Origin of the sequence: Paenibacillus intestini, assembly GCF_030803945.1 — a bacterium.
Classification (GTDB): domain Bacteria; phylum Bacillota; class Bacilli; order Paenibacillales; family Paenibacillaceae; genus Paenibacillus; species Paenibacillus polysaccharolyticus.
Genome location: NZ_JAURUN010000001.1, coordinates 112,521 through 133,167, shown reverse-complemented (window position 1 = coordinate 133,167; position 20,647 = coordinate 112,521). Strand labels below are relative to the sequence as shown.

The following is a 20,647-nucleotide window of genomic DNA, read 5'->3' as shown; positions in this document are numbered from 1 at the left end:
CATCTGTAAAACAAAAAAAGAGAGCTCTCGTTGCCGTAGAAGATGTGTCCTACTGGCAGCCTGAGAGTTCTCTTTTCTTATTTATTCGTTATAGATTTCAAGTCTAATTTTAAGCTGTTGCTACTTTTTTGGCTTTTTCTTTCTCTGCGTTTACCGGTTCGGTAGCTGGTTTGGTTTTCTGAATGAAGAAAGCCATAATCAGCGCTGCAATTGTCATAAAGGTGGCTACCGTAAAGGCATAGTTGACACCATAGATGGTTGCATCTGCTGTAGCAGCCAGCACCGCTGTTTTGTTGTTCGGGTCAATTGTACCCGTAGCCATCGTTTCCGCCAGATGCGACTTGAGCTTGCTACTCATGATCGTTACGAGAATCGCTGTACCAATCGCACCTGCCACTGTACGCAGTGTGTTCGACATCGCTGTACCATGAGCATTAAGTCGTTGAGGCAACTGATTCAGACCAGCCGTCTGAATCGGCATCATCAGCATCGACATACCAAACATACGAGCAGTGTAGATAAACATCATATATCCATACGTGGTGTCAATGGCCAAACGGCTGAGTCCCCATGTGGTAACCGCTGTAATAGCCAGACCCGTAACGGAGAGCCAGCGTGCACCGACTTTATCGAAGATGCGACCTGTAATCGGAGACATAATTCCCATTAGGATGGCACCTGGCATCATGAGCAAGCCGGATTCAATCGGTGAGAACCCACGGATATTTTGCAGAAAGATTGGGAGCAAGATCATGCCTGCAAACATAGCCATCGTAACAAGCATATTAATAATGGTTGTTAAGGTATACATGTTGTATTTGAAAATACGGAACTCCAAAAGCGGATGATCGGTCGTCAACTGACGAATAACAAACAGAATCAGGGAAATGACACCAACGACGAGGCAGCTGATGACAACAGCACTTCCCCATCCGTCTGTACCCGCATCACTGAAACCATACAGCAAGCTACCGAATCCGAGTGTGGATAGAATTACGCCAACAGAGTCCAGTTTCGGCTTGGACTGACGTGTTACGTTTTTGACAAATGCAATACCAATCGCTGTTGCGATCACGGAGAATGGCAGAATGATGTAGAATAACAATCTCCAGGAATAGTGCTCAACGATATAACCGGACAACGTAGGACCAATTGCTGGTGCGAGAATCATGGCTATCCCCATCGTTCCCATCGCCTGCCCACGCTTCTCAATCGGGAAAATCGTCAGAAATACCACGGTCATCAGCGGCATCAGAATACCGGCACCCGCGGCTTGAATAACACGACCCACCATAAGAATCGAGAAGTTCGGACTTAGTCCGCAGACTAGCGTACCGATCGTAAATAAGGTCATAGCTGTTATAAAAATTTGCCGTGTTGAAAATTTGGCAATCAAGTATGCCGTAACCGGGATTAACACCCCGTTGACAAGCATGTAACCCGTCGTAAGCCACTGGGCTTTGTTCGGCCCGATGCCGAGATCCTCCATAATTTTAGGAAGAGCCACGTTCATCAGGGTCTGGTTCAAAAATGCCACAAAGGCACCAATTAACAAGGCCGCTACAATGGGGCCTTTCTTGATGTTGTCCATCGCAGAGGACGGAGCTGTAGCAGTTGTTGTGCTCATAAGTTGTTCATCTCTCTTCCTTGTAACTTTTCAATCATCAGACTATGAATGCGAAGCAGGTGCTCTAGATCTTCCTTCGAAATATCCAGTATAGGTGATACACGCTCCATCCAGAGCTGTTGTGTCTCCTGTTGAGCCTTTTCCCCTTTGGCTGTAATCTGTAGTACCACAGAACGGCGATCTGCATCAGATCGTGTCCGTACGATGTACTCGCCTTTCACGAGACGTTCTACTACAGCGCTCATCGAACTACTACCCATATGGCACAGATCAGCAATCTCGTTAATGCCAATTGCAGGTCGCTCCTTAAGGATGGATAACACCATAAACTGGATCGAAGTGAGCTCGATCTCCTTGTTTTCATTCCAGAATGCCCGGAAAAGCATCTGATTCACTTGTCGAAATGAGTTGATAATGTAAAATACCTCGTACGTATCCGTCATTGTTTCATCCTTTTACTTATGGAATATAATATTTCGTACACGAAATATCAGGGGAACAATTACTTATTATAACAAAAATATTTACATAGTCAACTCTTTACATATGATTTTAAGAAAATAATATTAAGACATATTATATTTGATATATACATTATATAAGCAAGCCCAATAGCAGCTAATCAGTTTGGTTGTAGCTTTTCCCTGAGTGATAAGATTATGCACCGTAGTGTAGACCTTCGATGTTGATGTTCTTGTCATCATGTAAAATAAAAAAAACCTCCATTCCACTTTAGGTGAAATAGAGGTTTGATACGGTTAATAAGTTTGAACATAAGATCAGTTTTAGCTTTTGGTTAATATACACGCTCTAGATAAACAAATTATGATTTGCATGATCCGCTTGTCCGAGATAATAACCCACACCGCCAATGACAGCCTGATCGATCAATTCCTCACGTTGTATGCCCATCAGATCCATCGACATCTGACAAGCTACGATCTCAACCCCTTGAGCGATAGCCGATTGCATGAGTTGTTCCAGCGAAGCTACGTTATTTTTTTTCATTAACCCTCGAATCATTTTCGGTCCTGCACCAAACATATTCATCTTGGAGAGTCCCAGCTTCAGACTGTTGCTCGGCAACATCAGATCAAACATACGGGCCATGCCTGTTTTGACAGGTGCCTGCTGCATCTCTTGTTTACGAATCATGTTTAAGCCCCAGAAGGTGAAAAACATCGTAACTTTCCGCCCACTGGCTGCTGCTCCATTAGCAATAATGAAGGAGGCGATGGCCTTATCGAGTTCACCACTGAATACGACCATTGTACTTGCTTTTTCAAGTTGCATTGAACCGCTTGTGACAGGCGAAGTATTCTTGGCCAGAACGGCCTCGATTACCCCGCCCTTATCCCGCTCCAGCTTGAGTACGTCAGACCCCGACATGGTTGCCCAAGCCTTCACATCCTCATAAAATCCTGGATCTGAAGCTTTGACCCGTAGGGTCTGTCCGTCTGCCAACTGATCCATTTTTTGTTTAACCTCGATTAGCGGGCCAGGGCAACTCAAACCACATACATTCAGTTCATTATCAATATGGAGCTCCCTAGATGCATCTTCTCCTGATCCTTTGTTTTCATTTGCATTCCCATTCATCAAAATTCTCCCTTGCTCTTTTTGGGGTTCTACGCCTGCAGGTTTGAATTGTGCCTGACGATACGTCTTGTAACCCCCGCTTAAATTCTTCACCTGATAGCCATGCTGACGTAGAATTTGTGTAGCGGTATAACCACGAAGTCCAACCTGACAATAAACCCAGATTTCTTTGGTTACATCCAGCTCTCCAAGCCGCTGACGAAGCTCATCCACCGGAATGGATAGAGACCCGGGAATGTTACCGTTACGGTGTTCCAGATCACTCCGAACATCCACTAATACGGACTGGGCAGGGTCACGTTCTGCAAGTTGATCATACGTGTAGGAATGCACTCGTTCGTCCAAGATGTTCTCGGCAGCATATCCGACCATATTAACCGGGTCTTTTGCAGAAGAGTATGGCGGTGCATAACTGAGTTCCAGTTCCGTAAGATCTCGTACATTTCCCCCGAAGTGAATCGCCACTGCAATATCATCAATTCGTTTGTCCACACCTTCGTAGCCCACAGCTTGTGCACCTAGAATCTTCCCATCCGGAGCAAAGAGTAATTTCAACGTAACTGCACTAGAACCAGGATAATAGGAAGCATGAGATGCAGGGTGTACGATAACACTTCGATAGTCTTTTTGCATTCGTTTCAGCGTTTTTTCATTAGTGCCCGTAGATGCCCCTGTCAAACCAAACACTTTGATAATCGATGTACCCTGAGTGCCTTTATAGGTGGTGGGAAGACCGGCAATCTGATCCGCTACGATCCGTCCCTGTTTGTTGGCAGGACCGGCAAGGGGAATTGCTGTCTGCGTGCCATGAATGTAATCCTTCACTTCGATGGCATCGCCCACGGCATAAATATGCGGAACACTGCTCTCCATTTTGTCATTAACTATGATGTGTCCGCGTGAACCAAGAGCTAGACCACTGTCCTGCAAAAATGAGGTGTCGGGTATAACCCCAATGGCCAGAATGACCATATCTGCAGATAATATCTTGCCATCGGACAATTCCACACCAATACCTTGATCTAACGTACGGAAGCCTTGAACCCGCTGTGAAAATAAAAGCTTTACTCCATTTTGCTCCATCTCTTGAGCTAGCATAGCTGCCAATTCCGGATCAAACGGGGTTAACAGCTGATCATTCCCCTCAATCAAAGTTACATCCAGTCCAGCTTCCTTCAAATTTTCAGCCATCTCTACACCGATAAACCCACCGCCAATGACAATCGAAGTACTGTTGTTATCAGAACTTATCTGTTCTTTGATTCGATCAATATCAGGAATGTTCCTCACGGTATATATCAATGGATTCTCTTTGCCGGGCAGATCGGGCACAAGTGGACGAGCACCAGGTGACAAAATTAATTCATCATAGTTTTCCTCGTATAAACCACGCTCGGCACTACGTACCTGCACGGTTCGTTTACTTGGATCAACAGCGATAACCTCGCTTTGTGTACGAACATCGATATTGAAACGATCCTCCATCCCCTTCGGTGTCTGTACGAGCAATCGCCCCCGTTCTTCAATCGTACCTCCAATGTAATAAGGCAATCCGCAATTGGCAAATGAGATATATGGGCCTTTTTCAAACATAATAATCTCGGCATGTTCGTCCAGACGACGGAGGCGTGCAGCAGCAGATGCACCGCCTGCTACGCCCCCCACGATTAACACTTTTTTAGGTTTATTCATCTTCGCAACCATCCTCTTTAAATAAAATCATGACTAACTGCTCCGCGCGTGAGTCAGCCAGTACGTAATTGACTTCAAGGCCATTTCGCTCTGTAGCAACAATACCCGCACTGCGAAGCTTCTGCAGATGCTGTGACACCGTCGACTGCGGGAGATCCAGACATTCCTGCATATATGAAACATTACATTTTTTTTTGCGCATCAAACCACGGACGATACATAAACGTACGGGATGAGACAGCGCTTTAAGAAACTCTGCTGGCTCGTCAAACTGTTTTAATTGATTCCGATCGAACGCAGGCAACTCCAAAATGATTCCTCCTCAAACGTTATAACGTAATATTACGATATAATGATTTAGTTGTCAATGTGTATTCTTTACAAACCATACTCAACAAAATAAAAAGACAAAAGCATACACCTGGCCCTAATGACCAGAAGTATGCTTATTTATGATCATTGCATTATTCGTTTTGTTTTTTAACATCATCAGATTATTTACTACACTCATTTCACGATCAGATTTTGCTCGTTTAACCTGAACTCGTTAAGGCAGGCTCTTGCGCATTCGTTTTGGGTGCAGTCATTTTCCCAAGCAGATATACAAGCAATTGTTGATTGTGCATCGAGATGTTGCTCAGTACGGAATTCATAAACTCATTGCGGATCGTGATACCACGCGTGGTTTCCATTCTGCCCTTATCGGATAATGAAACCCACACAATCCGCCTGTCCTGATCATCACGAACTCTGCATATGAGGCCATTTTTCTCCATTCGATCCAATAACATCGTTACTGCAGCAGGTGTTGTCGCAAGAAATGGAATCAAATCAGATGGTTTCATCTTTGCATGATCTTCGAGCACCTCAAGTACCGCAAGCTGTGCCTCTGTTAACGAAGGGGCTAATTCCTGATCCATATGCAGTTTATAATCTTTGGTTAATCTGGACCAGCATTTAGCAAAATCGGAATTATACATCGAACATCACTCCTCCTGCAACGGATAATCATTTCATTTGCTTAAGTTTTCGCGCTTCAAAGCCGCATTCCTGCTGCATTTTTTCAATTTCCCAGCGATCGACTGTAATCGACGAAGGTTGTTAAACTTCGCTTGATGATGCACTTCTCATCCGCCCAAGAACAACAAAAAAAGACTCTTCACCCGACAGAATCAGCACTGTCGGCAGAGAGTCTTTTATCTTTTTTAGGAGGTTGTCCCCGGTTGATTCTCATTAAAATCCTGAATAAGCTCGGTAATTTCGTCCTGTTTGTCTACAGGAACAAGTAATTTACCGATGTGTTTACGTTCTGTGAGTGGAACGCTCTCGGATGAGACCGTATGGGCTTGTCCCTCTTTGGTCATCACCGTCAACTGACGTTGCTCTTTACAGTAGAATGCACCTGCAATACGGCTACCATTCGGTTTAACACGTTTACCTTCCTTGAATTCAAAGGTAACCACGCCTTTACCACCACGGCTCTGCGGGGCATAGTCCAGAAGCAAGGATCGTTTACCATAACCGAGGTCACTCAATACAGCTACCTCTCCCTCATCTCCCTCTACCCATAACACAGAGACTACTTCATCCGTATCTTTCAATTGAATACCACGAACACCACCAGAGACACGTCCCATCGGATTCACTTCATCTTCACGGAAACGAATCGCCATCGCTTCTTTGGTAATCAGCATGATATCTTTCCCGCCCGTACTTAGATGTACGGACAGCACTTCATCATCCTTAGCAACCTTGCATGCCGCTACGGCACCCGAGCGCTTTGTAATGTATTCCTTAAGTTCAGTTCGTTTGACCTGTCCCTTGCGGGTTACAAATACCAGACTGTGATCTGGTTCCTCGAACGATTTGATCGCCAGTACACTGGTGATCCGATCATCCTTCGCCAGAGGAATTACATTAACAATGGCGGTACCCGGATCTTTCCACTTAAACTCCGGCACCTGATGCACAGGCAGGAGGAAATATTGCCCTTTTTGTGTGAAGACAAGCAAATTCTCCAATGTATTTACTTCAAGCACCTGGGAGATATAATCTCCTTCTTTTACACCGCTAGCACTTCGCTCACCGCCAGAACGTGTGAAGGACTGCATGCTCGAACGTTTGACATATCCTTCTTTGGACAATGTCACAAATACATCTTCTGCGTTGACCAATACTTCGAGATTAACCTTAAGTTCCTCTACTTCACCCTGAATGGCGGAGCAGCGCTCAATTCCGTACTTCTCTTTGATCTCCAGCAGTTCTTTACGAATGACCCCGATCAGCTTCCGATCACTATCGAGAATCGAGCGTAGCTGTGAAATTTTCTTCATGAGATCATCCAGCTCTTTTTGCAACGAATTAATCTCCAGATTCGTCAAACGATACAATTGCAAGGTGAGAATAGAATCCGCTTGACGTTCCGTGAACCCAAACATCCAGATCAGATTGTTTTGAGCATCCTGACGATTCTTCGAAGCTTTAATCGCTGCGATTACTTCATCCAAAATGTTAAGGGCTTTCACCAGCCCCTCCAGGACATGAGCACGGTCTTCCGCTTTCTCCAGCTCATACTTGGTTCGGAAAGTTACTACTTCGCGTTGGTGAGCAATATAAGCTTCCAGAATCGCTTTTAGACCAAGTTGCTGCGGCGCTTTGTTCACAATCGCGACCATATTGAAGTTGTATGTGACTTGCAGGTCGGTTTTTTTCAGCAAATAAGCCAAAATCCCTTGTGCATCCGCATCTTTTTTCAGCTCAACAACAATCCGTAATCCTTCGCGTCCACTTTCATCCCGAACTTCTGCGATACCTTCAACCTTTTTCTCCAGGCGGATATTTTCCATCGCCGTAACAAGACGGGATTTAACCACCTGATAAGGAATCTCCGTAATAACGATCTGTTGCTTGCCGCCACGCATATTTTCGATCTCGGTTTTGGAACGTATGTAGATTCGTCCTTTACCTGTCCGATATGCATCCAGAATACCGTCGCCGCCCATAATTAAGCCGCCTGTTGGAAAATCAGGTCCCTTGATGAACATCATGATTTCGTCCAGTTCAATGGACGGTTTCTCCATGACAGCAATACAAGCATCAATCGTTTCACGCAAATTATGCGGTGGAATCTCGGTTGCAAAACCGGAAGAAATTCCGCTTACCCCATTGACCAGCAGGTTGGGATAACGGGAAGGTAACACAACCGGTTCCTTGGCTGTATTATCAAAGTTATCTTTAAACAACACGGTGCGTTTCTCAATATCACGAAGCATCTCCATTGCAATAGATGACAAACGAGCCTCTGTATAACGCATAGCTGCAGCCGGATCATCGTCTTGTGAGCCCCAGTTACCGTGTCCGTCTACAAGCATATGGCCCATTTTCCATGGCTGTGCCATTCGTACCATACCTTCATAGATCGAGGAGTCACCATGAGGGTGATAATTACCCATAACGTCTCCTACCGTTTTGGCAGATTTACGATATGGCTTCTCCGGTGTATTGCCCGAGTCGTACATGGCGTAAAGAATACGCCGCTGTACTGGCTTTAATCCATCCCGCACATCGGGAATCGCTCGATCCTGAATAATATATTTGGAGTAGCGACCAAAACGGTCACCAACGACCTCTTCAAGAAAGGCCGGCATAAATTGTTCTGATAGACTCATTCCAAGCACCTTCTATTCTTCGTACTCTGTAAAGTCGACATTCTCTACAATCCAGCGTTTGCGTGGATCCACTTTGTCACCCATCAATGTAGATACACGACGCTCTGCTTTGGCTGCATCCACAATCTCCACTTTCAACATAGCGCGTGTCTCCGGGTTCATCGTTGTTTCCCACAGTTGATCCGGGTTCATCTCACCAAGTCCTTTATAACGCTGTAATTCGACATTATTTCCGAACTCTTTCATATAATTCGCAAGTTCTTCGTCCGTCCAGGCATATCTTACCGTTGCCATTTTGCCGGATTTACGAGTGAGTTTATATAAAGGCGGTTGCGCAATATATACTTTCCCTGCATCAATTAACGGTTTCATGTAACGGTAAAAGAACGTAAGTAGCAACACCTGGATATGTGCGCCATCCGTATCTGCATCCGTCATGATAATGATTTTGGAATAATTGCTGTCCTCTACGGCAAACTCCGTTCCGATTCCTGCGCCTATTGCTGCTGTAATTGCACGATACTCTTCATTTTTCAAAATATCCGCAAGCTTCGATTTTTCCGGATTCAACGGTTTTCCCTTTAACGGCAGAATCGCCTGTATTTTAGAATCCCGTCCTTGCTTGGCTGAACCACCTGCAGAGTCACCTTCCACAATAAACAATTCATTGCGTGTAAAATCTTTCGATTGCGCAGGCGTCAGCTTGCCATTCAAGTTAGAACTTTCACTGCGCTTTTTCCCTGTTCGCATCTCGTCACGGGCTTTCCGCGCGGCTTCTCTCGCTTTGGACGCCTGCACTGCTTTGCGAATCAAGGTCTGTGCAACCTGCGGGTTCTCTTCCAGAAAACGTTGAATATTTTCGGAGACCACTGAATCAACTGCACTTCGAGCAGAAGCACTTCCGAGCTGATCTTTGGTCTGACCGACAAATTCCACTTCAGACATTTTGACGCTAATTACCGCCATCATGCCTTCACGCAGATCATTACCTTCCAGATTTTTATCTTTTTCCTTGATCATGCTGGTACGCCGAGCGTAGTCGTTCATTACACGGGTATAGGCTGCCCTGAATCCGGTCTCATGCGTTCCTCCACCACGGGTCGGGATCGAATTGACAAAGGAAGCAAGTGTTTCTGTATAACCCGCATTATACTGGATTGCCACTTCTACCTCGATATCGTCCTTATCTGCGTAGAAGTGTATAACGTCATGAAGTACATCTTTATTTTCGTTCAAAAACTCAACAAACTGGCTCGCGCCGCCCTCGTACATATACTCATCCTGGTTGCCTGAACGTTCGTCCTTAAGCACAATTTTCAGACCCGAGTTCAGGAAAGCAATCTCCTGAAGGCGTTCTGCCAGTGTATCATAATTCAACTGAATTCCATTCTGAAAAACGCGAATATCCGGTTTAAACGTAACTTTGGTGCCTGTGCGATTGGTATTACCCAATACTTCAAGACCAGTCACGGGTTCTCCTACATGTTCGACGCCTTTTTTGTCCTGCCAATATTCAAAACGTTGACGATGGATCTTACCATCACGGAAAATTTCGACTTCAAGCCACTCTGACAATGCGTTGGTGACCGAAGCCCCTACACCGTGCAGACCACCTGATTTTTTATATCCTGATCCACCGAACTTACCGCCTGCGTGCAAAATCGTAAACACGACCTGGGGAGTGGGAATCCCTGTTTTATGTATACCTGTCGGAATTCCCCTTCCGTTATCCTGAACTGTAATAGAACCGTCCTTATGCAGCGTGATATCGATTTTGGAGCAGAATTTGGCTAGGTGCTCATCGACAGCGTTGTCTACGATCTCCCATACCAAATGATGTAGACCTGAAGTACTGGTGCTGCCGATGTACATCCCCGGCCTTTTCCGAACCGCTACCAGTCCTTCAAGTACTTGAATGTCGTCCGCGTCGTAGCCCGAGGCGCCCTGTCCTCCGCCTGTCGAACCTGCCGACATATCGATTTGCTCGACCATTCATGCTCCCCCTTCTTAACTTGAAACTACAAAAATGCCTGAAATGCAAACAGATGTTTTCTTATCCTTGTCCATTTTAATTCAAGATATCCCGTTTCGTAAAGACAAGGAATGATACAATGAGTGATGCAACGCCCCAAACACTAAGCACAATAAGGGAAAATCCAAGGTTCATGCCTTCAATTGGTGGCAATCCGCCGGACAAATAATCAGGCAGTTCCAGGTTCACCATAAACAAATACTTCGCCGTTTCCCACGAAGCTGCCATGTTGGTTAGAATCGTTCCAGCGATCAGCGCAGCCATCATAATTACGATACTTGCCGCTGTACTGCGAACAAGAACCGATACCATAAACGCCAGCATAGCCACGATGATACTTACAAACCAGATCAAACCTGCTTGCATCAGCATGTACTGCCATTGACTTACCGCATGTACGGCAGACATATCCACTTCGGTGCCAACCACTTTGAATCCAGTGAAGACAGGCATGCCGAAACCTTTGTAACCAAAAACGGCCCCCGATATCCCGTAACAGATCACATAAGCAGAAACGACGATGATCGAAACAAACATGATCAATGTGATCAGTTTGCTTAGAAGCACTTTCCACCGTCTAACGGGGCGAGTCAGCAACATTTTGATCGTGCCTGTTGTCCGTTCTCCTGACACCAGGTCTGAAGCAATTGCCATAATCAAAAGCGGGATAAACAATCCAACGGCATTGTTCATAAATTCCCTTGTAAACGTCACACCGCCTGGTTCTTTGGGATTAATGTTATTTTCCAGATAGTATTGCATCTGCTGGATATAGACGGTTCTATACTTTTTGTATTCCTCGGGAACCCGATCACTGCCTAGTGAGTTCTGATTATCCGTAATCGCTTGTTGTAATTCAAGCCTCCAGTCACCACCGAACTTGTCTTGATTATTCTGAGCCGATTTCATCTGTGCATACGTGAACATCGGAACAAGGATGGCCAGAACGATAAAAATAATATAAAGACGTTTCTTCTTGACCATTTTAATGGTCTCATTACGAATGAGCGGCATGATATTATTCAATGGATTCACCTTCTGTCATTTTTAAGAATAGTTGTTCAAGTGTAGGCTGAATCCGTTGTACGCCCTCAACCTGAATGCCTGCTTCAACCATCTGCTGTACCAGCTCCGGTATCCGTTCTTCATGCATCTCGGCAACAACAGCATTCGCACCGAGCCCTGCAACAATCGTATCATCCATCACATCACCGGGGCGGCTAACCAGCGTAATCCCCTTATCAAGTAAAAGCTGACGGCCTGCATCAAAAGGTGTAAGATGCCATATCGCCACCTTGGAATGGTCTTCGATCAGTTCATTCACACCACCAACTGCGAGCACACGGCCGGTACTGATTATGGCTACCCGATCACAGAGAAGTTGAATTTCACTTAACAAGTGACTGCTGACGAACACTGCCATCCCCTCACTGGCGAGCTGTTTGATAAATTCACGTAACTCTTTAATCCCTTTGGGATCAAGTCCATTCGTTGGTTCATCCAGAATCAGCAACCGTGGTCTTCCAAGTAATGCCTGGGCAATTCCGAGCCGCTGGCGCATACCTAGTGAGTAGGTTCTAACTTTATCATGAATACGTTGATCCAGACGCACAATATTGACCACTTCCTGAATACGGTCATGATCAACGCCTGGTTGCATCCGGGCAAAGTGCTCCAGGTTTTCCCACCCGGTCAAATATGTATATACCTCAGGATTTTCCACGATGGAACCGACATATTTGAGCGCTCGTTCGGGATCACGATTCACGTCGTAACCACAGACCGAAATTTTTCCTTCTGTAGGTTTAATCAGATCAACCAGCATACGAATCGTTGTCGTTTTCCCCGCACCATTCGGCCCCAAAAAACCGAAAATTTCACCAGGTTTGACATCAAAAGTGACGTCTTTGATAATCCATTTCCGTCCAATTTTTTTCTTCAGGTGTTGTACGGACAAGACGGAATCATACTGCTTCTCTGCCATTTATTTCGCGCTCCCTTCTGCCGGTTTATTCCCTTTATATTCCTGTGCAATGCGAACGGCCATCTGCTGATAACCTTGTCCATTCGGATGGAAGTGATCAGATGAAAGATACTCGTCCAGATGATTCTCAAACAGATCAAAGGTTGGCACAAGTGTCATGTTATCTTCATTGTTCAAGATGGACATCGCCGCGTCATTCCAGGCTGCAACAACAGCATTGCCCGGCTTCTCCAGTTCCTTCACATTACCAAACGGATTATATAATCCGATATATGCAATCTGAGCATTCGGATTGATTTCTTTCACTTTCTTCAAAATTTCCTGTAGACGTTTGGATGTCTCCGGCAAGGCGGCAGCCAGTTTCTCGGCTGTTGGCGGGTCTTCACCTTGAAGAACCTGTCCACCTTGAAACAGGTCATTCGCACCGATAGAGAGTAAAATAAAGTTGGATTGTTGCAAAACATATTGAACCCCTTGTTCATCCAGCTTTTTTAACAACGCATCTGTTCGCAGACCGTTTACACCCAGATTGTTAAGTACCTGTACATCATGACCCTCATCTTTGAGCAGATTAGCCGCCCGTCTAACAAATCCAAGTCCTTCATCATCCCCCGTTCCTCTTGCAAGGGAATCGCCAATGACAGCCATTCGGATTTTGCCGTCTTCTACAATCGCTTTATTGCCCCCATTTTGAGCATCTTTAGCTGGAGCCGCAGCCTTCTGTCCCTCATTTAACGTTGAATCCCCTTGCGGAAAAATAACATCTTTTATGGCGTAAGCAAATCCAAATATCAATAGCAGTGTTGCTACTATGGATATCGTGCTTACACTTCTCCAGATCCAAGGCGCTGAATCAAGATTTTTGTTCTTTTTCATCCATCACATCTCCAGTCAGTTACAAATAATTTATAATGGCTTTCACATCAAGATATTGCTTATTCTAAATAACATAAGTCTTCTGTCGTTAATTTGCAAATTTTGCTGTTATATTCGGAAAGCAGCCATTTCCACAACTCAAAAAATGGAAAAAAGCCATAGTACACACAGCTTTTCGGCTATGTGCACATATGACTTCTTTTATTATAAAATAAGTTATATATTATTCATTTCCAACTCTTATTTACCGATAAACTCTTGAGCCCAATATCCGTTATAGTAGCCTACACCAATTTGCGTAAAGTTTTTGCTCAGGATGTTTGCACGGTGACCCGCACTGTTCATCCAGGCTGTTACAACTTCCTGAGGTGTTTTTTGACCTTTAGCGATATTTTCACCAGCGTAGCTGTACGTTACTCCGAATTGTTTCATCATGTCAAACGGAGAACCGTACGTTGGAGACTGATGATCAAAATAGTTGTTGTTGCTCATATCTTTTACTTTTGCCATAGCGACCTTGTCCAGAAGAGCGTCGGATGTCAATGCACCAAGACCTGCTTTGGCACGTTCAGCGTTCACAAGTTTCACCACTTGTGTAGCAAAATCGGATTGTGTGCTTTGTGTGCCACCGTTATTACCTGTGCTTGAAGGATCTTTAGCTGGTGTAGTCGTAGCTGGTTTTTCTTCTTGTACTGGTTTCGCAGGTGTGCTTGGTTGTTCAGGCTTGGTTACAGGCTGCGTTGTTGGTTGCTCAGCTGTTTGACCTTCCGAGACTTTGTATCCGTTTTGTTTCAGCCATTGCTCAATATAAGCTTTCAAGCTATCCGCATTGACCACTTTATACGTTGTAACCGTCGTTGCTTTATATGTTGAATCTGCAGCAGACGCGGAGGCAGGAAGCATAATCCCTACGGCGAGTGCAGCTGTCAGACTGCCTGTCACAACTTTTTTCATCCAGTTCTTCTTCAAATTCATTCATCTCCTTAGAATTAATTATTACAACTTTGTAATGTCTACTCTAGGAGTATATCAATTCATTAGGAGATTGTGAACCCGTAAATACTGGAAAAATGACTTTTTTGTCATTATTGATTGTTTCAAAGCAACCTTGGACAGTTTATATATATAGGCTCTACGCTCGGCCTTATGAGTCACAAATAACGGAGTTCCTAGTGTGTCTTTTCAATAAAATGATGTACACACCATATAAAAAAAGGCACTCAGTCAAGTTTTCACTTGCTGAATGCCGTTTCATCTATTATAAAAGAACTTTACTGAAACGATAGCCTTTTTTCTGGAAGCCAATATGCTCATAGAAGGAATACGTCGTTGAAGTTACTTCACGATTCGCCCCAGTGACAAACAATTGCTTACCACCTTGCTTTTTGCCCCAGTCTTCAGCACGAGCCATTAAACGGCGACCAATTCCGCTACCGCGATGTTCCTGACCTACGATCAACGAAGTAATCTGGGCAGCAGGTTCCGGATATGCATGACTTTGAACACATTGCAAGCCAATCACACCAATAATCTGTTCATCCACTTCGGCAACGAGCATGCACGCGTTCGGATTGCTCTCCAAACCTTCAATGCGTTCTTTCATTACATTGGTGGTTGTCGGATAGCTAACCTCTCGCATCAATCCTGTTACCGCTTCAGCATCTCGCAGTTCACACTCTCGGATCATCAGTACAGGGGCCTCCACATTATTGGACATGATTTACCTCCACTTTCAGCATATTTGCGGCTTGAACCGCTGTTTTACGAGCTTCTTCCACATCTGTTCCAGCACTAAGGGCTACAGCCATTCGGCGTCCTTGTTTCGTTTCAGGTTTGCCAAACACACGAACCTGAGTACGAGGTAATGCAAGTGCATCTTCAATTCCACCTATGGTGAAATCAGATGTTTCGACATCGGCCTTCAGCGTGGCTGAGGCTCCTGGTGTCAGCAAATGTACTTCTGTGACGGGAAATCCAAGAATGGCACGCACGTGAAGCGCGAACTCTGAATTATCCTGTGTAACCATCGTGACCATACCTGTATCATGTGGACGTGGCGAGATTTCACTAAATACCACTCCATCAGCTGTGAGAAAGAGTTCAACGCCAAAAAGGCCGTACCCGCCGAGCTCATCCGTAACCGTTTTTGCGATGTGACAAGCTTGCTTCCATTGCTCCGATGTCATCGCATGAGGTTGCCATGATTCGACATAATCCCCATCTTTTTGAATATGACCGATCGGCGGACAAAATACAGTGCCTGATGCCGATCTGACGGTAAGTAGCGTAATTTCACTCTCAAACTTCACAAAGCTTTCCACGATAACACGAACAGACTTGCCTCTCGCTCCCGAAAGAGCTATGTCCCAGCAGTTTGCTGCATCATCCGGTATACGGCATACACTCTGGCCTTTACCAGATGAACTCATCAATGGTTTGATAACACAAGGTGTACCTAGTTCACGAACAGCCTCTTGCAACTGTTCTAAACTATCCGCAAAGAGATAAGCGGCTGTAGGGAGATTCAATTGTTCGGCCGCCAGACGACGAATGCCTTCACGATCCATAGTCAAACGAGCGGCACGGGCCGTTGGCACGACACAAAAGCCTTCTTCCTCAAGTTCCAGCAATGCTTCAGTAGCAATGGCTTCAATCTCAGGTACGATGTAATGCGGTTGTTCCTTACGGATCAATTGTTTCAATGCCTCGCCATCTAACATGTCGATGCAGTAAGATCGATGTGCGACCTGCATGGCCGGTGCGTTCTCATAACGATCAACAGCGATTGTTTCCACACCGAGACGTGCAGCCTCAATCACGACCTCTTTACCCAATTCTCCGCTGCCTAGCAGCAGCATTTTTTTGGCTTGAGCCGAAAAAGGAGCACCCCACATGTTCTTTCCAATCCTCCCAAAGAGAAATCTTCTATATCTGTCTCTCTATTTTCGGGGTTTTGGTTAAAGATTGCAAGAGTACTCCCTATTTTTCTTGTGAATTTTACAAGATTTTTTGTGTTTTTTCGATCAAATTTTACAAATTACATTCTTGGATTCGATACTCTTTCCATTCCTCCCATTTTTAAGGATATAAAAATTAAAGAAGCATACAACCTAATTTTTCCTTTTTTATAATTTATCCTTTTAATAAGTCACTTTTCTCCAAATCACGATTTTTCTCCCGAAACAGTTCATTATGGGACGAAACGTAGGCCATTCCAGCTGCCGTTGGTTCAACGTATGTTTTGGCACTGTTGACCGCAACAATCGCATCATTAAAAGCTCCTGCGATCAAACGCACTTTGCCTTCGCGTATCGCACAGTCTCCTGCTGTAAAAATACCAGGTATATTGGTTTCACCCCGTTGGTTCATGGCAATCATCCCTTCATCCATATCCAGACCGCAGCGGGCAAGATTGCTTGCTTGACTCGTATAACCATGGCTTACGATGATCTCATCGACTTCTAGTTTTATGTTTTCACCTGTAGCCACATTGGATATGGCAACTTGGTGTATACATTCTCCATTGCCATACAAGCGATCAATCTTAAAGGGTGTGAGCACTTTCGTCCTGCTTTTCATCTGTTTCACATTATGCTCCATTGCACGGAACGCATCCTGTCTATGAACTACGGTTACCGTGTCAGCCAAGTCCGCAAGTTCAAGAGCCCAATCCACGGCGCTATTGCCACCGCCCGAGATTAATACTTTTTTTTCAGCAAAATAGTTCAGATTCTGTACCGTATAATGCAAGTTACTCCGTTCATAATGATGTGCACTGTCCAGTTCAAGTTTCTGCACCTCGGCGATCCCCCGACCAATGGCAACAATGACACTCCTCGTATAATGCACCTCACCTGTAAGTGTGTGTAATGCAATTACTCCATCGTCCCGCCGGGTTATTGCATCAACACTCTGGCCGAACACCAGATTCGGTTCGAAAGTACCCGCTTGCTGAACAAGCCAGTCGATCAGCTTGGCACATTTCATTGGGGGTAATCCGCCCACATCCCATATCGTTTTATCAGAATACGTGTGCAGAAAACCACCTAACTGATCCTTTCCTTCAATCAGCTTCACTTTCATTTCACGCATGCCTGCATAAAAAGCCGCATACATTCCTGCTGGACCACCGCCAATAATCGTTACATCAAAAATATCCTGATCATGCATGACTTAACACCTCCTATCTTATGTTCACCGCTCATATTAACCACAAGGTATCGAAGCCATTTCCAGATGTTTATTTGTTTTTCTCTTCAAAAGCAGCTACAAGATCATCGATTGCATAATTATCTGACATCGGTGCCATTCCAAGATTGAACCACTCTTTGCCGCCTACGAGATACACATGATTGTTTTTAACAGCCTTCAGGTTTTTCCAGATGGATGTACTCATCATGTCATTATATTTCTTCTGAATTTCCGGATTTTCCTCATCATCAAGCTGGATAATCAGGTGATCTGCATCGTATTCTGGCAATACTTCCATCGAAATGGACAGTCCGGTTTCATCTTTTGGAAAATTGCTCACAGGTTTTAAACCCAACCGTTTGTGGACAAAAGCACCCCGAGAAAGATTGGGACCATTCAAAACAATCTCTTTCTCCATCACTCGCGCATATAACACCGTTTCATCACCGATGAGGCTGTGCAGCTTGTCTGCTCCTTCTTTTTCATGTTGCTTAAGATCTTCCAAAACCTGTTTGGCCTCTGTTTCCTTGCCAAAAACCGCAGCGATATCCTGTAGTTCTTCAGGCCATTCTTCACGCTCTGGCAGAAGCACCGTCGGTGCAATACTTGAAAGCTGATCATAATCCTTCTTCGACCACCATGCAGGTGCTATGATCAAGTCCGGATTCGCCTCCAGGATCGCTTCAAAATTGGGTGTTTTCGCAATCCCCATCTTCATTGTATTTTTGAAAGGCTCCTGCAAATACTTAGGGAAGTCCTCATGATAATTTTGAACAGCTACCGGAACAATACCGAGTGAATATAACAGCTCCGGGTATACAACAGATAACCCAACCACACGCTTAGGAGACTTGGGAATCGTGATTTCGCCCATCTCGGTCTGAACGACTTTCACTTCACCTTTGTCATTCGTTGTATTCGTTGCGGCGCTGGATGAGCTTTTTTCGCTCTCTCCAGAAGCAGAAGTGTCTGGCCCAGCAGCCATCCCACATGCACCCAGTAATAACACCATTAACAAGACACCTATAAGAACCCACCATTTTGACTTCACTTCTTATGTACCTCCTATATATGAAAAGATATGATAAGCACCAATCAATAATAATTATCATTATCAATTAGACATAGGAGTAGTATATTAAATAACGGCGTTCCAAGATATTGACGATTCAGACTTTATCTTATGGACGATGTCGCCACAACTTTAACACTTCATCCAGCATCAATTCATGGGTAAAGGCCGTATAATCCAGCAGAACACTAGGGATCAACATATCGATGCAGTCATTTTGAGCCGCTTTTGTCGCCATCCATACCTCTGACTGTTGAATTTTTGCCCACGTCTGTCTTGATTCCTCGTCTTCACTCACAATAAGCAATGCCCTATCAATGGTTAATTCCGCTAGATCACCGATATTAAAATGCGGCTTATGCCAAATATACTCCATACCCTCTGGCGCCCTTAACTGCATATCGTTATAAAACACCGAAGCGATGGTTTGCGGATTCATAACCTGTATTTCCGTACCATGCACACGAAGCACGATTAACCGGTCTTGACGCACCTGCTTGGATAGCTGTGATCTAATTACGTCAGCCTTTTGTTCATATCTTTCGAGCCACACCTCAGCCGCCTCAAACCGATTCATAAATTCAGCTACCGTTCTCAGATGATCCCGCCAATCTCCTTCCGACTGAGTTAACACACAAACAGGTGCGATTGAACTTAAACGCTGCATCATACTCTCAGACATTTCCTCACGAACAGCGACAATATAATCAGGACGAATCGCTTCTAATTGCTGCAAACAGCCATGCTCATTATCGATCAGAGGTATTACCTTATCTGTTTGGTATTTTCGTCTGTAATACGCTGTCCAAGGATGACTAGCTTGAGCAGCGGCAGGAATAATCTGGAGGGCCAGTAATGTTCCAATGCCAAGCGAGTGAACCGCAGCAATACGTTGCTTGCTATTTTGTATAAAAGCTGCTGGCGGGAGACCTGTAATTTGCTTGAATTTTCGGCGGAAGTACATCTCGTCTTGAAACCCTACGCAAGCTGCAATTTCCTTTAGCCTTGGACTATGATCATTCCTCATCATGATCTGAGCCTGTTTGATCCGGTATATTGTCAAATAATCCATTGCGCTACAGCCATACATTTTCTTAAACAACCGCATGAAATGACGAGAACTCATTCGTGCAACCTCAGCCAAATCCTGGATCGTTATTTTTTTCATATACTGCTGTTCGATATAATGTCTAACTTGTTCAATAGGTAATGCTGGTTGGTGGGACTGTACATAAACCATATCATTAAAAATCTTATACAATAGCTCCTGAAAACGAATCTGACCTAAAAAATGCTGCAGCCTGTCTTCCCCACGGATCAGCTGCTCGATTTCCTGACATAACAAATTCACGGCAACCGGTGAGCTACATTGAATCACACGACCATTCGTCTGCGTACACACTTGCTTCATCATCCCCAAAGCGGATACTACGTTTGAATTTGACTGTTCGCCTAAAAAAACGTTAAATCTGATCTGATAGAGTCCTCCTGCTTCTTTTCCCCTAAGCTCTGCTTCAATCAGTTGTCCAGGCAGACCTAGATATACTGCTCCGCTCCGAAGTTCAATAAACTGACCGTCCACCGTAAGCCATCCTTCACCATCAGTAATAAATAGTAACAGATAACGATCCAGAAAGTGTTTTCCGAGACGCCAGTTTGATTCAGAATGATTTGTAACTGCTGACTCCAATTCAACCAACTTGAAATGCAGCTGATCTAACTGATCAAAAAATGTATATAAATTAGCCTCATCGGTGGCTTTCATCTGCATATTTTCCTCCACATATCTCTATTGTGCTTCCTTCAATTATTTAAAATATAACATAATTTCGTTATTCATTTTTGAACAATAAAAACGATTCATCTTGAACTCAAGTTGATCCAGGAATGCCCAATGATTATATTC

Annotated in this window: 16 protein-coding genes; all 16 read right to left on the bottom strand. The window is 44.5% G+C overall.

Annotated elements, in window-relative coordinates:
* Positions 1 to 109: 109 nt before the first annotated feature.
* The gene (locus J2T16_RS00635) at positions 110 to 1,627 is read right to left on the bottom strand and encodes a DHA2 family efflux MFS transporter permease subunit (RefSeq protein ID WP_253493590.1); all 1,518 of its coding nucleotides are present in this window, start codon (positions 1,625 to 1,627) and stop codon (positions 110 to 112) included.
* On the bottom strand, positions 1,624 to 2,070 hold the full coding sequence (locus J2T16_RS00630) for a MarR family winged helix-turn-helix transcriptional regulator (RefSeq protein ID WP_253493588.1): 447 nt from the start codon (positions 2,068 to 2,070) through the stop codon (positions 1,624 to 1,626). Before J2T16_RS00630 ends, J2T16_RS00635 begins: the two co-directional genes overlap by 4 nt.
* 367 nt (positions 2,071 to 2,437) lie before the next feature.
* Positions 2,438 to 4,918 carry an FAD-dependent oxidoreductase gene (locus J2T16_RS00625; RefSeq protein ID WP_308723377.1) on the bottom strand — a complete coding sequence of 827 codons (2,481 nt, stop codon included), beginning with the start codon at positions 4,916 to 4,918 and terminating at the stop codon, positions 2,438 to 2,440.
* On the bottom strand, positions 4,911 to 5,228 hold the full coding sequence (locus J2T16_RS00620) for an ArsR/SmtB family transcription factor (RefSeq protein ID WP_090917058.1): 318 nt from the start codon (positions 5,226 to 5,228) through the stop codon (positions 4,911 to 4,913). The genes J2T16_RS00625 and J2T16_RS00620 overlap by 8 nt, the downstream gene beginning before the upstream one ends.
* Positions 5,229 to 5,451: 223 nt before the next feature.
* The gene (locus J2T16_RS00615) at positions 5,452 to 5,898 is read right to left on the bottom strand and encodes a MarR family winged helix-turn-helix transcriptional regulator (RefSeq protein WP_154890571.1); all 447 of its coding nucleotides are present in this window, start codon (positions 5,896 to 5,898) and stop codon (positions 5,452 to 5,454) included.
* A 225-nt stretch (positions 5,899 to 6,123) separates the two neighbouring features.
* Entirely contained in the window at positions 6,124 to 8,586 is a 2,463-nt protein-coding gene (gene gyrA / locus J2T16_RS00610) for a DNA gyrase subunit A (protein ID WP_499017456.1), read from the bottom strand.
* Between the two features lie 12 nt (positions 8,587 to 8,598).
* Positions 8,599 to 10,578, bottom strand: a complete 1,980-nt coding sequence (parE, locus tag J2T16_RS00605) for a DNA topoisomerase IV subunit B (protein WP_090917064.1) — start codon at positions 10,576 to 10,578, stop codon at positions 8,599 to 8,601.
* A 76-nt stretch (positions 10,579 to 10,654) separates the two neighbouring features.
* A complete protein-coding gene (locus J2T16_RS00600) occupies positions 10,655 to 11,644 on the bottom strand; it encodes an ABC transporter permease (RefSeq protein WP_090917066.1) in 990 nt (329 codons plus the stop codon).
* Positions 11,637 to 12,602, bottom strand: coding sequence for an ABC transporter ATP-binding protein (locus J2T16_RS00595; protein ID WP_154890573.1), 966 nt, complete (start codon positions 12,600 to 12,602; stop codon positions 11,637 to 11,639). The genes J2T16_RS00600 and J2T16_RS00595 overlap by 8 nt, the downstream gene beginning before the upstream one ends.
* The gene (locus J2T16_RS00590) at positions 12,603 to 13,478 is read right to left on the bottom strand and encodes a GDSL-type esterase/lipase family protein (RefSeq protein WP_154890574.1); all 876 of its coding nucleotides are present in this window, start codon (positions 13,476 to 13,478) and stop codon (positions 12,603 to 12,605) included.
* 240 nt (positions 13,479 to 13,718) lie between these two features.
* Entirely contained in the window at positions 13,719 to 14,432 is a 714-nt protein-coding gene (locus tag J2T16_RS00585; protein ID WP_499017452.1) for a CAP domain-containing protein, read from the bottom strand.
* 304 nt (positions 14,433 to 14,736) lie between these two features.
* Positions 14,737 to 15,195: a GNAT family N-acetyltransferase gene (locus tag J2T16_RS00580; protein WP_090917074.1), complete on the bottom strand. Its 459-nt coding sequence runs from the start codon at positions 15,193 to 15,195 to the stop codon at positions 14,737 to 14,739.
* Positions 15,185 to 16,372, bottom strand: a complete 1,188-nt coding sequence (gene purT / locus J2T16_RS00575; protein WP_145331682.1) for a formate-dependent phosphoribosylglycinamide formyltransferase — start codon at positions 16,370 to 16,372, stop codon at positions 15,185 to 15,187. Before purT ends, J2T16_RS00580 begins: the two co-directional genes overlap by 11 nt.
* A 238-nt stretch (positions 16,373 to 16,610) precedes the next feature.
* The gene (locus J2T16_RS00570; RefSeq protein ID WP_308723379.1) at positions 16,611 to 17,648 is read right to left on the bottom strand and encodes an NAD(P)/FAD-dependent oxidoreductase; all 1,038 of its coding nucleotides are present in this window, start codon (positions 17,646 to 17,648) and stop codon (positions 16,611 to 16,613) included.
* A 70-nt stretch (positions 17,649 to 17,718) separates the two neighbouring features.
* Positions 17,719 to 18,720: an ABC transporter substrate-binding protein gene (locus J2T16_RS00565; protein ID WP_154983643.1), complete on the bottom strand. Its 1,002-nt coding sequence runs from the start codon at positions 18,718 to 18,720 to the stop codon at positions 17,719 to 17,721.
* Positions 18,721 to 18,850: 130 nt separating this feature from the next.
* Entirely contained in the window at positions 18,851 to 20,512 is a 1,662-nt protein-coding gene (locus J2T16_RS00560) for an AraC family transcriptional regulator (RefSeq protein WP_499017449.1), read from the bottom strand.
* Positions 20,513 to 20,647 lie beyond the last annotated feature (135 nt).

Excerpts from the sequence above, each read along its gene's own strand:
- J2T16_RS00635 (WP_253493590.1), bottom strand. The coding sequence starts at position 1,627 with ATGAGCACAACAACTGCTACAGCTCCGTCCTCTGCGATGGACAACATC.
- J2T16_RS00630 (WP_253493588.1), bottom strand. The coding sequence starts at position 2,070 with ATGACGGATACGTACGAGGTATTTTACATTATCAACTCATTTCGACAA.
- J2T16_RS00625 (WP_308723377.1), bottom strand. The coding sequence starts at position 4,918 with ATGAATAAACCTAAAAAAGTGTTAATCGTGGGGGGCGTAGCAGGCGGT.
- J2T16_RS00615 (WP_154890571.1), bottom strand. The coding sequence starts at position 5,898 with ATGTATAATTCCGATTTTGCTAAATGCTGGTCCAGATTAACCAAAGAT.
- gyrA (WP_499017456.1), bottom strand. The coding sequence starts at position 8,586 with ATGAGTCTATCAGAACAATTTATGCCGGCCTTTCTTGAAGAGGTCGTT.
- parE (WP_090917064.1), bottom strand. The coding sequence starts at position 10,578 with ATGGTCGAGCAAATCGATATGTCGGCAGGTTCGACAGGCGGAGGACAG.
- J2T16_RS00595 (WP_154890573.1), bottom strand. The coding sequence starts at position 12,602 with ATGGCAGAGAAGCAGTATGATTCCGTCTTGTCCGTACAACACCTGAAG.
- J2T16_RS00590 (WP_154890574.1), bottom strand. The coding sequence starts at position 13,478 with ATGAAAAAGAACAAAAATCTTGATTCAGCGCCTTGGATCTGGAGAAGT.
- J2T16_RS00585 (WP_499017452.1), bottom strand. The coding sequence starts at position 14,432 with ATGAAAAAAGTTGTGACAGGCAGTCTGACAGCTGCACTCGCCGTAGGG.
- J2T16_RS00580 (WP_090917074.1), bottom strand. The coding sequence starts at position 15,195 with ATGTCCAATAATGTGGAGGCCCCTGTACTGATGATCCGAGAGTGTGAA.
- purT (WP_145331682.1), bottom strand. The coding sequence starts at position 16,372 with ATGTGGGGTGCTCCTTTTTCGGCTCAAGCCAAAAAAATGCTGCTGCTA.
- J2T16_RS00570 (WP_308723379.1), bottom strand. The coding sequence starts at position 17,648 with ATGCATGATCAGGATATTTTTGATGTAACGATTATTGGCGGTGGTCCA.
- J2T16_RS00560 (WP_499017449.1), bottom strand. The coding sequence starts at position 20,512 with ATGCAGATGAAAGCCACCGATGAGGCTAATTTATATACATTTTTTGAT.